Here is a 14,500-nt window from a genome sequence, read left to right as displayed (position 1 = left end):
GGGAGATGGCTAGAGATAGCCGGGATCCGGCCTGAGGGCTACAGTAAGGGTCAGGGAGCTGTGGGGTGCTATGGCCTACTCACCGACCGAAGAGGCAATTGCTCTGCTCATTGATTTGGCAGAACGAGGCGAGATCGATCCCTGGGATGTGCAGGTCATCGAGGTTATCGATCGCTTTCTGGCCCGTATGGCTCCCACCAGCAGCAGCCATGACCTGTCTGAGTCGGGACAAGCCCTGCTCCACGCTGCCATGTTGGTCTATCTTAAGGCGATGGCTTTGGCAGAACCAGAAGCAGAAGAAAGTGAGCCCAGCCCGGTGGAGGTAGAAGTGGATCCCTGGCCAAGCTGGTCTTTGGCGCACTTGGATCGCGTGTTGCAACCCAGGGCAGCACCCCGTCTTCAACGTACCCGGCCCATCACCCTCAAAGAACTCATCGCCCACCTGCAAGAGCTGGAAACCCTGCTGGAACACCAGCCCGAAGCTGCCCCAAAGCCGCTGGCCCAACGGATTTCTCGCCAGCAAGCGCTGTCGGCCATCACTCAGCTAGCCCACCCGGAAAACCTTTTGGAAACCACCGCCGAGCTAGAATCTCTGCTGGCTCAGCTTTGGCAGCAGGGTCTGACCCAGATCAGCTTTGCCGATCTCCAGCAACACTTTTGCCAAAAAAGCTATCAAAACGGCAGCAGCGGGACCATTCACCCCATTCAAGTCTTCTGGTCATTGCTGCTAATGGCTGCCCGCTCTCAGGTGGAGCTGTGCCAAGAGGAGTTCTACGGCCCACTGACCATCCGACCCTGCACAACTGAGGGCCTGGCAAAGTAGATCCCGCCCTTGGGATCCCCTTCATCTGCCAAGGTGAACTCTAGAGAACTTTTCTGGCCGTGGCCGGGCCATCCACCTCTAGGCTTCTGAGCTGGCGTCTGAACCTGAGGATGTCAAGCGCTCTTCTGCGCCGCTCTGGCAAACGGAGAACTCAATCCGTGCCTTCAGCATCGTGCCGGGCACGATCCGCCCGTTTGAGATCTTCCCCACTGGAGCGCACCGGCAGCTCGGCAGGAGCCTCCCGATCCAGGTAGTAATCCTCCACGAGGCGCTCGCTGCTGGGATGATCTTCTCCTTCGGTAGGCAACAGTGGCGGATGCAGCAATTCAGCCGGAGGGCAGTCTTCTGAGGTGAGCAAATCTGACGTGCTGAGCATCCCCTTGGGAATGGTGGAAAGGCGCTGAGCAACAGCTCCAATGCTTTCCAGGCGAATCATCTCCTCCCAGGAGCAGATCTCCTCCTCATCTTCTGTCTCGTAGCGAACTAGGATGGTGTCCCCTTCGATATCGAGGATCTTGGCCCGTTCCAGCCAGCGTCCCTGATCCCGCAGATAGATCCACACATCCTTGCCTTCGCGGCTGAGTTGATAGATCCTACGATGAAGCACGGTCCCCTCCTGAAGTGAAAGATCCGAGTGAGTTGTGGGGGCTACCCAGCTCATCCCTCCATCTTAGCGGCTGGACACCGAGGCTGTATGCCTTTCCCGAGGCCAGACAGAGTCTCTTTAGGTTGGGTCGGTTTCGGCCAGAGAGACCCCTTCCATCGCCAAGGCTGTCTCCGCTTCTTCTGCCTGCACATCCCGCAGAAAGGATTCCAGAGAGGCATGGGCTTCCGCCTCCAGTTCTGCTCCGCCAAGGGTTATGCTCTCTTCCGGCAGCCAGCCCAAAAACGGCAGGGGCAAGAGGGTGGAAAGGTTGGTCAGGATCAGCAGCAGCCCCAGCCGGCTGAAATCGGTCTCCGTTACCCCCAGCCCATGCATCAGCAGGGATCCCAGCTCTTGGGAGAGAAACCCCGCCAAATTAAAGGCCGACATCAGCAGAGCAAAGAGGGTGGCCTCGATCCCAGGGGGGCAGAGGCGGGCGGCCAAGACCAGCACTGGCATAAAGGCAATTTGTCCTGCCACCGTCAGCACCAGGCTGTCCCCCAAGCTAAACCAATGATCGTCGATGCCCCAATCCCGGTTGAGGTGATAGACCAAGATAAGGCTGGTCAGGCCCAACCCTGCCGAGATCACGGTCATCCAGCCGAACAGGGGCCGCAGTGGGATCCGCCGCAGGTACACTTGGAAGATCCCTACCCCCAGCAAACTGGCGATGCTGGTAACCAAGCGCACCTGACCCAAAAATTCCGGCCCAAAGCCGAGATCGTTGGTGACAAAGTAAAAAAGAGCCGCATCGGCGCTGGGAGTGGCCTGCCAAACGAACACAAACAGCACCGGCAGCAAAATGCTGGGTTGCCGCAGCGCCCGCCACACCTGCCCCACCTGTTGTTGCAAGGGATCCCAGCCCTGGGACAACGCCACCGGTTGATCGGCAATAACCCAAGCTGCCAAAGCGATGAACAACGGCAACAAGGCTGTCAGGCCAAACACCACCTGCGGCGGATAATGGGCTAAGAGCGCTCCTCCCAAATAGGCGGTGAGCAGGGATCCCAAGGCCGTTGCTCCCCAAGTTAAAGATTGCAGCGTGCCCGTCCCCGCCCAGTCACTGCCGTGTACCCGCTCCACCACCAGCGAATCTACGATTACATCCCCTACCGCCACCGCCAGGGATCCCAAAACCATCCACAGGGTGGCCAGACCAGCCGTCGGTGCCCACAGGGCCATCCCCAGCCAAGCCCCACACCCCAGAAGCCCTGACAACAAGAGGTAGGGACGACGCCGATAGCCCGCCACCGGTACGGTATCCGACAGCAGGCCGTAGAGGGGCTTGAGGATCCAGGGGCTCATGGCAACGCCCATCAACGCCGCCACCTGAGACGGGCTGAGGCCCAAGCTATCCTTCAGGTAAAAGCTGGTGGCCAGCCGTGCCAGCCCCACCGCCCCCTGCACAAAGTACACCAAGAGGATTCCGAACAATTCCGGCGTCCAGTGGATATCCCGCAGCGGGGTCAGGGTGGATTGGTGCAGCCGTTGCAGCAGAGGATGAATCATGAGCGGTCGCAGTGTAGCGAGATGTTAGTTGGTGCGGTGTTGCCTTGGCAACAGCAAAACCATAAGAATCTTAACAGTCTCTTCACCTTAACCTGTCCAACTGGCTTCCGGCTCCGACCTCCTTGGACGGGTTGCGCTTCCCAGCGCTCTTTCTGCTCAACCCAGCCGAGCTACAAAATCTACAAAATAATGAGGTCGAAATGAGGTCGAAAGGTAAACTACCCGGCTCCGACCGCTAAGCGGTACGGAGCGGGCTTTCAGTAGCCCTGGGCCTGCTCTGCTCTACCAGAGAACAAAACAGGCCCGAACCTCTAGGCTGGTTTACGACAGCCCCCAAAAGCGCAATCACATTCGCACCATTCAAATCCGCATCTCCTTCCCATCCACAGTGCCCACACTTGAACGACTTGCCACTGCGGTAGGACTTGCCCTGCTCAGGATGGATGTGCAAACATCGGTGGCAGGTCTGCGACGTGTAAGCAGGCGGCACAAGAATCAGAGAAACCCCTGCAGCCCTCGCCTTGTATTCCAGAAATTGACGTAGTTGGTAGAACGCCCAACTGTTGGCCCTGCGCCGCTCGGCTTTGCTGCGCGGCTGTTGATTGACTCTTTTCCGGATCCCTGTCAGGTCTTCCAGGGCAATAGCGCTGTTTGTCGCCTTTGCCCTAGAGACAATAGCTTTGGAGATGCGATGATTGACCCACGCCTGAAAGCGCCTCTCCTTGCCAGACAGCCGTTGCAGCAGTTGACGGCATCTGCGCCGCGAACTGCGTGTGCCCTTACTGGCTTTGCGTTGGAGTGCCGCCCTCAGCTTGGAGTAGTGGTCGCGGACTCGGTTCAACTGCTGTCCATTCCAGTTGTCCCCCTCTGACGTATGGGCAATATCCGTCCTCCCCAAGTCCACCCCGATCACCTTGTCGGTATCTTGTTGCTTGGGTGGTTTTTTCTCTACGCAAATCTGGATGTAGTAGGAGCCATCTTTGCGCTTGACCAGGGTGGCAGATTTGGGGTTGGAACCAGCCAGCATCCCACGCTGGTAGTTGCCAATGGCCAGTTCAAAGCGTTCTCTCCCTTCCACCGTGGTCAGCGACACCGTCCAGTCTTTTTGACGGAACGAAAAGATACGGGCGTCGTAGGTAACAAAGCCGCTCTTAAACTCCTTGACGGGACGCTTTTTCTGCTTAGCCACTTTGCGGGAACCCGCTACCCGTCTGCATACCTGTTGAGCCAAGTTACTGGACAAGCCAAACCGGGCTCGAATCTCGTAGTAGCAAAGGGATTGGAGTTTGACTGCGTTGACTACTTTTTCTGGTGTGTTTTGGTTGACCCAGTTCAATGCCTGTACAAAGGCATCCATCGTCGCGTCCAATTTGGCGGCTTGCGACTGGGCTACCTTGAGCTTACAGGATATGGTCAGGACTTGGCTCATAAGTTCATTGTACTTCATCAAAGCGCATTCCTCCCGACACCGACCCTACGGGTACAGTGCGGGGCTCCTGCGATTTCTAGCTGATCCCCGGGTGCTATGCCATCCAGCCAAGGGCGGGGATCCCAAGAAGTCCAGCATGCTTTCGTCCCATGTTGACCGGCCCAACCCCACCTCGGCGGCACCTGAACCCGCAACTGCAGCAGCAGGCAGGGCAGTAGAGACGGGAGACAAAGGCATTCCGAAGCTATGATGAACAGGGATGGCTCTGAGTTTCTGCCTACATCTTTAACTGGGTCTGTTTTCAGGCTGTGCTGACTGCTTCTTCTGCCGGTTCTGCGGTTGATGCCATTGCTCCTTTTGCTCCCCAAGTCTGGAGCTGGCGCGGACATGCCATTCGCTATGTGGTGCAGGGATCCGGATCCCCGCTGGTCTTGGTGCATGGATTTGGGGCTTCCATCGGCCATTGGCGGCACAACATCCCCGTGCTGGCTGCGGCAGGATACCGGGTCTATGCCCTGGATTTGCTGGGGTTTGGCGGCTCGGCCAAGCCTGTTCTCCCCTACACCTTGGATCTGTGGGCGGAGTTGCTGGTGGATTTTTGGCAGCAGCACATTCAGCAGCCTGCTGTATTTATCGGCAATTCCATCGGTGCCTTGCTCAGCTTGATGATGGCTGCCCGGCATCCCCAGTTAACAGCAGGGGCGGTGCTGCTCAACTGCGCCGGGGGATTGAACCATCGCTCCCATGAGCTCAACCCGATGTTTCGCCTTTTCATGGGTGTTTTCACCGCTCTGGCGGCTTCTCCGGTGACGGGGCCATTTTTGTTTGATCGGGTGCGGCAGCGGCAGCGTATCCGCGCAACTCTCAAGCAGGTGTACCGTAACCCCGCCGCCATTACCGATGAGCTGGTGGAGATTCTGTATGCCCCTTCCTGTGATGTGGGCGCTCAGCAGGTGTTTGCCTCGATTCTTACCGCTCCCCCCGGCCCGACTCCCGAAGCCCTATTGCCTCAGGTGCGCTGCCCGCTGTTGGTGCTCTGGGGAGAAGGGGATCCCTGGACGCCCATTCAACGGGGTCGCGGCTTTCAAAACCACGTGAAAGGGATCGACTACCAGTTCTTGCCCATTCCCAATACAGGCCATTGCCCCCACGACGAGCGCCCAGAGGTGGTCAACCCTCTGATTTTGAGCTGGCTGCCCAGAGCCTTTGCGGCAGTCTAGCCTTTTTTAGAGGTTCCTTTGCCGGAGAGGCCCAACCAACCTCGGATTTTGGCCATCCAGACTTGAAGGGGTGAAGGCTGGGGACGGATCGCCACCTGGATCGGCTCGTCCTGAAAGTCCTTGTCCTTGAGGCGAAACCCAAACTCCAGGTCATCTTTCACCTTGCCGAGACGGGGAAACAGCCTGACGGCTGCTTTTTTGAGTTCTTCCTCATTTTGGAAAATGGCCTGGTGAATGGCGCTGGAACGCCCCACTGCTAGGGATCCCACCGGCAGCCAAGGGTTGGGCTGGCCAGGCGCGGGCTGGCGACGGCGGGCAAAGATGTTGAACTCCGGCATCCCCTTGGCTTTCAGCTCGTCGTACCGTTTGGCGGCTTCCTTGCGCTTGGCAGTGTTGGAGCTGGCCGGTTTTTTCTCAGGCTTGGATTTGCGGAAACCCTTAGACTGACTCATACTTGGGCTGACGAGAGGGGGGATTTTTGCAGCTTAGCGCAGATCGGATCCCCTTCTCTGCTGGGGATCCCTTGTCCTCATTGTTCGTAGCCGGCGTGCTATACTTGTTGAGCTTCGGCGGGCGGTTAAAGGGGCCTGTCAGTCGGGATGTAGCGCAGCTTGGTAGCGCACTTCGTTCGGGACGAAGGGGTCGCAGGTTCGAATCCTGTCATCCCGATGGCTTTAAAGTTCACTGAGCTCTCAACTTAATCTTGGGGGTTTAATTTTGGGGGTGTAGGTGACGCAGCCAGGCATTGACGTTGACCCGAATTCGCTGCCCAACCTGTAAGAGGCGGTGCAGGTTTTCGGCAGAAATGTCTCGGCAGTCTTCTTGGGGCCAAGCTGGGCAACGCGGGCCAATTTGACGCTCCAGCGCTGTCAGATAGAGCTCTTGCAGGCGATCCAAGTTGATGGGCAGGCGCAGGTCTGCAGCCAATTGCAGCCATTCTTCCAGGTTGTAGAGCTGTTCGCCGAAGGTCTCCGGCTCAAAAGCGTGGGCAAGGTGCCACATCCCCCGCTGTAGGAGCCGATCCAAAACGCGGGCTGCTTCTTCCCGCCGCAACTGGCACCCCAACTGCTCGGCCTCACGCACAATTGCCCGCAATTCCAGCAGATGATCCCGCTTGCCCTCTTCCATTTCCATTGCCCGCAAACTGCTCAACAGGCGTTGGTTGAGGGTAATCTGGGCAGCAGCCAACAACTCTTCCGGGATCGGCAGGCCATCCGCTCGGAAGGCCATCAAGACTCCGTAATTGTCCAGGTAGGTTTGGCGGTAGAGCTGGCCTAGGCGGTCTAGGGTATCTTGGGTGAGCCAGCGCATCATCTGCTGCCGATCTTCGTCGTTCAGGGTGTTGAGGTCGAAGGTCTCTGGCCCAAACAGCTCTTGCAGAGTCAGGATCATCTGTACCCGGCTGTGGGATCCGGCCAGTAGGCGCACTTTTATCTGCTCATAGAGGCGCCGCCCGGCAAATGGCTTGACCCCACATTGAAAGTCCCAACCGCCGAGATGGAGCATGGCGTAGATCAGGTCGTGCTCTTCGCGGGTGGTGGGAAAGGTGAGTTTCACCCGCCCGATGGCCAGCGTCGATCCCCCTATCCTCAGGCGCTCTTGATCCACCTGATCCAGCACATATCCTTGGGAACGGGGGATCCCGTTAAACAGGGAAAACATGGCGTGCTGAGCCACCAGCCGTTGCGGGCTGATCAAGCTGGGGCGCACCAAGGCGCAATAGACCCCCTTGCCGTCTCTGTAGAGGTCGAGGTTGCTGGGGGCCTTGCTCAGGCGCTGCAAAAACTCCTCTTCTAGGTTGACATCCGCCACTGCTGCTGCCAACTGGATAGCCCGTGCCGCGTAACGCAGGATCTGCACCCCTTCAGGACGGGATAGCTCCTCGAAAAACCAGCCACAACTGGTGAACATCAACTGGCTGTAGCGCTGCATCTCCAACAGGCGCAGCACTTGCACCCGATCTTCGGCGGTGAGGCGGTGGCTTTGGTGCTCCTGCAAAAAGGCATCACAGCGCTCCCGATCCAAAATCACCTCGATGTAACGATCCCGCGCCAGCCAGGGATCCCGCAGGTAGGCTCTGGCTTCTGTCTCGTAGATCTCGGCCAGCTGATCCCGCAGCCAGTTGAGGGCCTCCCGCAGCGGTTGCCGCCAGCGTTGGTGCCACCCTCCCACCGCTCCGCAGCCACAGTCTCGCGACCACCGTCCTACCCCGTGGGCGCAGCTCCAGGCGGTGACCGGTTTCAGTTGCACCTCCCAAGTGGGGGGATGTTGGCTGAGAAAATGGCTGTAGTTGCCCACCTGCCAGCCCCGGCGGGGAAATTCCTCGCAAAAGGCATAGGCCAGCGTGCGTTCTACACCCCGCTTGTGGTGGCCAAAAGTCTCTCCATCGGTGGCACAGTTGATCAGATAGGCTTCCCCCTCTTTGTCCGAGCGCAGAGCGGAACGGATCCGCTCCGCCAGCGAATAAGTACTGTAAACGATATCCCCAAAGCCCAAGTCACGGGAAATGGGGCCATCGAAAAAGAAAATATCCAAGTACCCCTCCCGATCGGGGGTAAAGCAGCGGTAGGGCCGACGGGGATCGATCTGGCCTTGGCTAACTTCGATCCACTCCGTTTGTCCCAAGGGGCGAATGCGCTGCGCTTGGCTGGGGGCCAAAATGACGAAGCGGATCCCACATTCGACCAAGGCCGTGACCGTTGCTGCATCAATGGCGGTTTCGGCCAGCCACATGCCCTGGGGATGGCGCCCAAAGCGGTGTTGAAAATCGGCAATTCCCCAGCGGATCTGGGTGTACTTGTCTCGCTCGTTGGCCAGGGGCAGGATGACGTGGTTGTAGACTTGGGCGATGGCATTGCCATGACCCTCCAGCCGCTCAGCGCTGAGACGGTCGCCGGCCAAAATGCGTTGGTAAACTTCAATGTCATGCTCCTCTAGCCAAGAGAGGAGAGTAGGGCCGAAGTTAAAGCTCAAGAATTCATAGTTGTTGACAATGCGCACCACCCGTCCTTGGTCGTCCAGAACGCGGGCAAAGGCGTTGGGGCGGTAACATTCCGCCCAAATGCGTTCGTTCCAGTCGTGAAAGGGGCTGGCGCTCGGCTGTCGCTGAATGCGGTTGAGGCAGGGATCCTCTCGGGGCGGCTGATAGAAATGGCCGTGCAACACCACGTACGGCCGCGCAGAGGAAAGCTCAGCAGCACCTGCCGGAGAAGGAGCCGCTTGCATCGGCGGGTCGGAGACCAAATCGCTGTGCCCTGACTGTGCCGCTGGCCTATCGGAATTTTTGGAGCCACTCGGCATCATGAGATTACACTCCTTTTAGAGGCCTCCAACTGGGTTACAGGGGAAGGCAATGTTAACTTAAGTTCATATCCATACGTTACAGCGATCCCCGATCTGCAACGGTGAATGTAAAAGATTCAGTTGGAAATTTGACAGGGAACAAACATCGGTCAGTAATCTTTGCGTTTTCCTCACAACAGAAGGGATCCCGGGACTTAGCGGGTGGGGGCCGATCTGCCGGTGGCCATTTCCCACGCCGAACAACCCGTTTGAGGTCAGGCCCCCATTGGAATCCCGGTGGATCCCCAGCTCGAACTCACATTCCGGTCCAGTGCCACCAGGCCCAGCCCAGCCCCACCAGCAGCGCCGTTACCCCGTAGAAGGATCCCACCACCTGCACCTCCGACCAGCCCCCCAGCTCCAGATGGTGGTGCAAGGGCGACATGCGCAACAGCCGTTGGCCTGTGCCGGTTTTGCGTTTGGTGTATTGGAAGTAGCCCACCTGCAGCATCACCGACAGCGCCTCGGCCACCAGCACGCCCCCCATCAGGGCCAAGGCCCAGAGCTGATCCCCCAGCAGCGCCAACCCGGCCAGAGCGCCCCCCAACCCCAGGGATCCGGTATCGCCCATGAACAGCCGCGCCCGGTGGTGGTTGTGAACCAGGAACCCCAAGCAGGCACCGCTCAGTGTGAAAGCCAACACCGATAGCTCTGGATCCCTGTGAAGGAGCCCCAGCCCAATCAGCAGGATGGCCACCACCCCTGCCGCCAAGCCGTCCATACCATCGGTGAGGTTTACGGCATTATTGGTGCCCACCAACACAAACAGGGCCAAGGGCCAGAACAGCCAGCCCAGAGAGAGGGTGCCTATCCCCGGCAAGGTCAGACTGGTCGGGATCCCCTGCCAGGCCAGGTAGACACAAAACCCAAGGGCAACTCCCACCTGGAGCAACAGCTTGTGTTGGGGAGACAACCCCTTGTTGGATTGCTGTCGGATCACCAGCCAATCGTCCAGCCAGCCGACAAAGCTGTAGGCCAGCGTGAGCAGCGCGACGGCCAGCCAATGGGGATCCCAGCCGCTCCAGATCCCGGCCACCAGTAGCCCCACGGGCAAAAAGCTGATCCCGCCCATGGTGGGTGTGCCTGCTTTTTTCTGGTGGGATTGGGGCCCCTCCTGGCGGATCACTTGCCCCGCCTTCCAGCGCCGCAACCCAGGGATGAGCAGGGATCCCAGCAGGGCCGAACCCAACGCGCTCAATCCAAAAGGAACGACCACCTGGGGGCGGATCCCGATCACAAGGGCCGAGAGGGCTAAACCCAGCCCCAGCGAGAGCGCCATCCCGCCCCACTCTGTTTCTTCCACCTCCAGATCGGGAAGGGTATCCGCATCCACCCTTTCTGAACCCCTCACACTCTCAACCTCCAAACCCTCAAAAACTCTATCCTGCCAGAGCTCAGAGGCGAAAGTTAGTTGAGTGGGGATCCCTTCAATAGGGCCACTTCCAGTTGCGCACCTCCGGCAGATCTTCCCCGTGTTTGCAGATGTACTGCTTGTGCTCCACCAGCTTGTCCCGGATAAGCTGCTGGACGTGATCCCGCCGGTACTTGAAGCGATCCACCCGCTCCAAGACGTCGTTGGCCAAGTTAAAGCGATCCACCTGGTTGAGAACGCACATGTCGAAGGGGGTGGTGGTGGTGCCTTCCTCCTTGTAGCCGCGCACGTGCAGGTTGTGGTGGTTGGGACGGCGGTAGGTGAGGCGGTGGATGAGCCAAGGATAGCCGTGGAAGGCAAACACGATGGGCTTGTCGGGGGTGAAGATACTGACAAACTCCTTGTCGCTAATGCCGTGGGGGTGTTCGCTGGGCGGCTGCAGCTTCATTAGGTTCACCACGTTCACCACCCGGATCTTGATCTCCGGCAGGTGCTGCCGCAAAAAGTCCACCGCCGCCAGGGTTTCCATCGTCGGCACATCGCCACAGCAGGCCATCACCACATCCGGCTCTGAACCCTGATCGTTGCTGGCCCATTCCCAGATTCCCAAGCCCTGGGTGCAGTGTTTGATGGCCGCATCCATGTCCAGGTACTGCAGGGCCGGCTGTTTGCCTGCCACGATCACGTTCACGTAGTGGCGACTGCGCAGACAGTGGTCGGCCACCGAGAGCAAAGTATTGGTATCCGGGGGCAGGTAGACGCGGATGATTTCGGCCTTTTTGTTGACCACGTGATCCAAAAAGCCGGGATCCTGGTGGCTGAAGCCGTTGTGATCCTGCCGCCACACATGGGAAGTCAGCAGGTAGTTGAGGGAAGGAATGGGCCGCCGCCAAGGAATGTGCCGGGTGGTTTTCAACCATTTGGCGTGTTGGTTGAACATCGAGTCCACCAGGTGGATGAAGGCTTCGTAACAGGAAAAGAACCCGTGTCGCCCGGTCAACAGGTAGCCTTCTAGCCAGCCCTGACAGACGTGCTCGCTGAGGATCTCCATCACCCGTCCATCTGGGGAGAGGTGCTCGTCGCAATCGTAGATGGGAGCTACCCAGGTGCGGTCGCTGGCCTCAAACACAGCATCCAAGCGGTTGGAAGCGGTTTCATCGGGGCCAAAGAGGCGGAAGTTGTGGGGGTTGAGCTTCATCACATCCCGCAGAAATTGCCCCAGCACTCGGGTGGCTTCGGCTTCGGTGGTGCCGGGGCGGGGGACAGGCACGGCGTAGCGACGGAAATCCGGCATTTTCAGCTCCCGCGTCAGCAGGCCGCCGTTGGCGTGGGGCAAAGCCCCCATGCGTTTTTCCCCTTTGGGGGCCAGCTCTTGCAGCTCCGGCAGCAGACGGCCATTTTCATCGAAGAGTTCTTCCGGCTTGTAGCTGCGCATCCAGTCCTCCAGAGCCTTGAGGTGCTCCGGTTTTTTGGCCAGATCCGCCAGGGGCACTTGGTGGGAGCGCCAGAAATCTTCCACCTTTTTGCCGTCCACCTCTTTGGGGCCGGTCCAGCCTTTGGGGGTGCGCAGGATGATCATCGGCCATTGGGGACGAGTGGGATCCCCTTTGCTGCGGGCATGCTGCTGGATTTCTTGGATCTCGTGGATCACCGTGTCCAAAGTGGCGGCCATCAACTGGTGCATCTCTGCCGGCTCGCAGCCTTCTACGAAGTAGGGCTTGTAGCCGTAGCCCACAAACAGGCTTTGCAGCTCGTCACGGCTGAGGCGGGCCAAAACGGTGGGATTGGCGATCTTGTAGCCGTTCAGGTGCAGAATCGGCAGCACTGCTCCGTCGTGGATGGGGTTGAGGAACTTGTTGGAATGCCAGGAAGCGGCCAAGGGGCCGGTTTCCGCTTCTCCATCCCCCACCACACAGGCCACCAGCAGATCGGGGTTATCAAAGGCAGCCCCAAAGGCGTGGGCCAGGGCATAGCCCAGTTCTCCCCCCTCGTGGATGGAGCCAGGGGTTTCCGGAGCCACGTGGCTGGGCACGCCGCCGGGGAAGGAGAATTGCTTGAAGAGCTTGCGCATGCCTTCGGCGTCTTGGCCGATGTTGGGATACACCTCGCTGTAGGTGCCTTCCAAGTAGGTGTTGGCCACCAGAGCAGGGCCACCGTGGCCGGGGCCGGTGATGTAGAGGATGTTGAGGTTTTCCCGTTTGATGATGCGGTTGAGATGCACGTAGATGAAGTTCAACCCGGGTGTGGTGCCCCAGTGCCCCAGCAGGCGTGGCTTCACATGTTCCAGTTTTAGGGGTTCTCGCAGCAGCGGGTTGTCCATCAAATAGATTTGCCCGACCGACAGATAGTTGGCGGCCCGCCAGTAGGCATCCATTTTGCGAAGCTCGTCGGCGGTGAGCGGTTTTGTCGAGAGCTGTTCTGCCAGAACCATAGCTGTACCCCATAGGTATCTCTACTCCTATGGTGATCCGGGTTTGCCCAATTGCCGGGGGATCTTGGGATTCCTTTGGATTTGGCTCATTGGGTGAGCGGTAGGCACCTGTTACCACCACCAGGGCTTGATCGGGGTGCCGTCGGGAAAGATCAGGCCGGCAATCCGGGATCCGCTGTGCTTTAACCCTTCGATCTGAGCTCCTTCCAGGTTGGCTTGGGTTAGGTTGGCCCCGCTGACATCGGCCCGCCGCAGGTTAGCCCCCTGAAACTGGGCCTGACGCAGCTCGGCGCCGCTGAGATTGGCCCCTTCCAGGTCGGCATTTTGCAAGTTGGCCCCCCGCAAGTCCGCTCGCTGTAGGTTGGCTCCCCCCAAGTCCGCTCCCTCTAGGTTGGATCCGCGCAGATCGGCCCGGTTCAGATCCGCTCCCCTCAGCCGGATCTGACAGAGCACCAGTTCCCGCAGATCGGCTTTGCTCAGGTCTTGGCCGGAGAAATCCTGTCCCTGTCCCCCCCAGTTCTGCAACTGCCAGATGTGGCGCACCCGTTCTTCCAGGTGGGTCTCTTCCGAAAGCCGGGATCCCCGCAGGCTGGTGCCGCTGACCTTGGCCCCTCTGAGGTCGGATCCCCGCAGATCGGCTCCTTCGAGGACGGCGCCGCTTAGCTTGGCCTCTTGCAAATTGGCCTGGCGCAGATCCGCCCGGCGCAGGTGGGCGCCGTTGAAGTTGCAAAGGCGCAGGTTGGCCTTTCTCAAATTGGCTTCGTAGAGGTTAACGCCCCCTAGCCGCGCCTCTTGCAGATCCACTCCCTCCAGGTCGGCGTAGGCAAAGTTCCGCTCCCCACGCCGATAGGCCACGATCACCCCTTGCGCTCCCCCCACCGGGCGAAAGGGGCTGTAGGTGCAACAGGCCTGTTCTGCCTCCGGCTGGCCAAGCTGAGACAACAGCCGCCAAGCTTCCAGCCGCACCGCCCAAGAGCTGTTGCCGGCGAGGGCTGCAATGAGTTCGGCCAGGCCCGCCGACCCGTACTGCAGCAACTGGGATAGCGTGGCTAAGCGCACGGCTTCATCGCTATGGGCGAGTCGTCTCCGCGCCCCCTCGATACCTCCCAACACCAAGGCGTGGGCAGGGGCGCTCCCGGTTGCCATTTGCCCCCCCAACACCAGATCCCAAGGTTGGGGCCGGGATCCCTGGCCAGTTCTGACAGCCGGCTGAGGCTTACCTACCATGGGCAGATCCCGATGAACCTGGCTTATAGCCAACGCCCCACCACCACGCGGATGGTGCCATCCTCCAGCACTTCTTCGGCCTCGATGGTATAGCCCTGCTCACGGGCTGAGCGCAGCAAACTTTTGTGGGCGTAGCGCTGCAAAATCGGCTCCAGGAAGGTCTTGGGATCGATGCCCGCCCCCCACAGATCGGCCACCAGCTCGTAGTGATCCCCGTTGCGACGAAACCCGATGTCGAAGCCATTCTTTTGCCGGATCACCAGATCGGCGCGGGTGCGGTTCCAGAGATAGCCCCGCAGGCTGGCATTCCGCTGCACAGCGTAGCCCAATTCCTTCAGAGTCTCTTCCAGGAGATCGGCGTCTTTGATTTGCACTTGCAGGGTGGTGAAGTGAGACATGGCCCTTCCAATCCTTTGACCGATGGAGACCGGATCCTCACTATAAAGCGCCCTTGGGGTGGTGGAAGAAATGTAAACCATCCTGCGGTGGGTCGAGCGAGCGGAA

At 59.4% G+C, this 14,500-nt stretch carries 10 protein-coding genes, 1 tRNA gene and 1 pseudogene; 3 read left to right on the top strand and 9 right to left on the bottom strand.

Annotated features, from left to right (window positions below; translation table 11 throughout):
• Positions 1 to 70: 70 nt before the first annotated feature.
• Positions 71 to 823: a segregation/condensation protein A gene (locus CYB_RS05475; protein ID WP_011432783.1), complete on the top strand. Its 753-nt coding sequence runs from the start codon at positions 71 to 73 to the stop codon at positions 821 to 823.
• 316 nt (positions 824 to 1,139) lie between these two features.
• On the opposite strand, the pseudogene CYB_RS15365 reads toward CYB_RS05475, so the two are convergent.
• From CYB_RS15365 to CYB_RS05460, 3 genes and pseudogenes are all read right to left on the bottom strand, one after another.
• Positions 1,140 to 1,430: pseudogene (locus CYB_RS15365) on the bottom strand (DUF6679 family protein); the annotation flags it as partial.
• A 117-nt stretch (positions 1,431 to 1,547) separates the two neighbouring features.
• Positions 1,548 to 2,975 carry a folate/biopterin family MFS transporter gene (locus CYB_RS05465; RefSeq protein WP_011432781.1) on the bottom strand — a complete coding sequence of 476 codons (1,428 nt, stop codon included), beginning with the start codon at positions 2,973 to 2,975 and terminating at the stop codon, positions 1,548 to 1,550.
• A 235-nt stretch (positions 2,976 to 3,210) separates the two neighbouring features.
• Positions 3,211 to 4,404, bottom strand: coding sequence for an RNA-guided endonuclease InsQ/TnpB family protein (locus CYB_RS05460; protein ID WP_011432780.1), 1,194 nt, complete (start codon positions 4,402 to 4,404; stop codon positions 3,211 to 3,213).
• 308 nt (positions 4,405 to 4,712) lie between these two features.
• Here CYB_RS05460 and CYB_RS05455 point away from each other — a divergent pair, with 308 nt between their 5' ends.
• Positions 4,713 to 5,624: an alpha/beta fold hydrolase gene (locus CYB_RS05455; protein ID WP_011432779.1), complete on the top strand. Its 912-nt coding sequence runs from the start codon at positions 4,713 to 4,715 to the stop codon at positions 5,622 to 5,624.
• Here the strand turns inward: CYB_RS05455 and CYB_RS05450 are convergent.
• The gene (locus CYB_RS05450) at positions 5,621 to 6,076 is read right to left on the bottom strand and encodes an HHL1-like protein (RefSeq protein WP_011432778.1); all 456 of its coding nucleotides are present in this window, start codon (positions 6,074 to 6,076) and stop codon (positions 5,621 to 5,623) included. The genes CYB_RS05455 and CYB_RS05450 overlap by 4 nt on opposite strands.
• 143 nt (positions 6,077 to 6,219) lie before the next feature.
• Between CYB_RS05450 and CYB_RS05445 the strand changes: the two genes are divergently transcribed.
• Positions 6,220 to 6,293 (top strand) — tRNA-Pro (locus CYB_RS05445).
• A gap of 42 nt (positions 6,294 to 6,335) precedes the next feature.
• Here CYB_RS05445 and CYB_RS05440 read toward each other — a convergent pair.
• The 5 genes from CYB_RS05440 to CYB_RS05420 form a co-directional block, all read right to left on the bottom strand.
• The gene (locus CYB_RS05440; RefSeq protein WP_011432777.1) at positions 6,336 to 8,927 is read right to left on the bottom strand and encodes a DUF3536 domain-containing protein; all 2,592 of its coding nucleotides are present in this window, start codon (positions 8,925 to 8,927) and stop codon (positions 6,336 to 6,338) included.
• Positions 8,928 to 9,222: 295 nt separating this feature from the next.
• Positions 9,223 to 10,245: a phospho-N-acetylmuramoyl-pentapeptide-transferase gene (mraY, locus tag CYB_RS05435; RefSeq protein ID WP_011432776.1), complete on the bottom strand. Its 1,023-nt coding sequence runs from the start codon at positions 10,243 to 10,245 to the stop codon at positions 9,223 to 9,225.
• A 148-nt stretch (positions 10,246 to 10,393) separates the two neighbouring features.
• Positions 10,394 to 12,769 carry a phosphoketolase family protein gene (locus CYB_RS05430; RefSeq protein WP_011432775.1) on the bottom strand — a complete coding sequence of 792 codons (2,376 nt, stop codon included), beginning with the start codon at positions 12,767 to 12,769 and terminating at the stop codon, positions 10,394 to 10,396.
• Positions 12,770 to 12,880: 111 nt separating this feature from the next.
• Positions 12,881 to 13,996, bottom strand: a complete 1,116-nt coding sequence (locus CYB_RS05425; RefSeq protein WP_041436382.1) for a pentapeptide repeat-containing protein — start codon at positions 13,994 to 13,996, stop codon at positions 12,881 to 12,883.
• 23 nt (positions 13,997 to 14,019) lie between these two features.
• Positions 14,020 to 14,394, bottom strand: a complete 375-nt coding sequence (locus CYB_RS05420; protein WP_011432773.1) for a DUF1257 domain-containing protein — start codon at positions 14,392 to 14,394, stop codon at positions 14,020 to 14,022.
• Positions 14,395 to 14,500 lie beyond the last annotated feature (106 nt).

The sequence above is a fragment of the Synechococcus sp. JA-2-3B'a(2-13) genome (genome assembly GCF_000013225.1).
Classification (GTDB): Bacteria; Cyanobacteriota; Cyanobacteriia; order Thermostichales; family Thermostichaceae; genus Thermostichus.
The sequence above is the reverse complement of the archived record's forward strand: the minus strand, read 5'-3'. Positions and strand labels throughout refer to the sequence as shown.

What these genes read in the sequence shown, in the direction of transcription:
- CYB_RS05475 (WP_011432783.1), top strand. Translation starts at nt 71, where the DNA reads ATGGCCTACTCACCGACCGAAGAGGCAATTGCTCTGCTCATTGATTTG.
- CYB_RS05465 (WP_011432781.1), bottom strand. Translation starts at nt 2,975, where the DNA reads ATGATTCATCCTCTGCTGCAACGGCTGCACCAATCCACCCTGACCCCG.
- CYB_RS05460 (WP_011432780.1), bottom strand. Translation starts at nt 4,404, where the DNA reads ATGAGCCAAGTCCTGACCATATCCTGTAAGCTCAAGGTAGCCCAGTCG.
- CYB_RS05450 (WP_011432778.1), bottom strand. Translation starts at nt 6,076, where the DNA reads ATGAGTCAGTCTAAGGGTTTCCGCAAATCCAAGCCTGAGAAAAAACCG.
- CYB_RS05440 (WP_011432777.1), bottom strand. Translation starts at nt 8,927, where the DNA reads ATGATGCCGAGTGGCTCCAAAAATTCCGATAGGCCAGCGGCACAGTCA.
- mraY (WP_011432776.1), bottom strand. Translation starts at nt 10,245, where the DNA reads ATGGCGCTCTCGCTGGGGCTGGGTTTAGCCCTCTCGGCCCTTGTGATC.
- CYB_RS05430 (WP_011432775.1), bottom strand. Translation starts at nt 12,769, where the DNA reads ATGGTTCTGGCAGAACAGCTCTCGACAAAACCGCTCACCGCCGACGAG.
- CYB_RS05425 (WP_041436382.1), bottom strand. Translation starts at nt 13,996, where the DNA reads ATGGTAGGTAAGCCTCAGCCGGCTGTCAGAACTGGCCAGGGATCCCGG.
- CYB_RS05420 (WP_011432773.1), bottom strand. Translation starts at nt 14,394, where the DNA reads ATGTCTCACTTCACCACCCTGCAAGTGCAAATCAAAGACGCCGATCTC.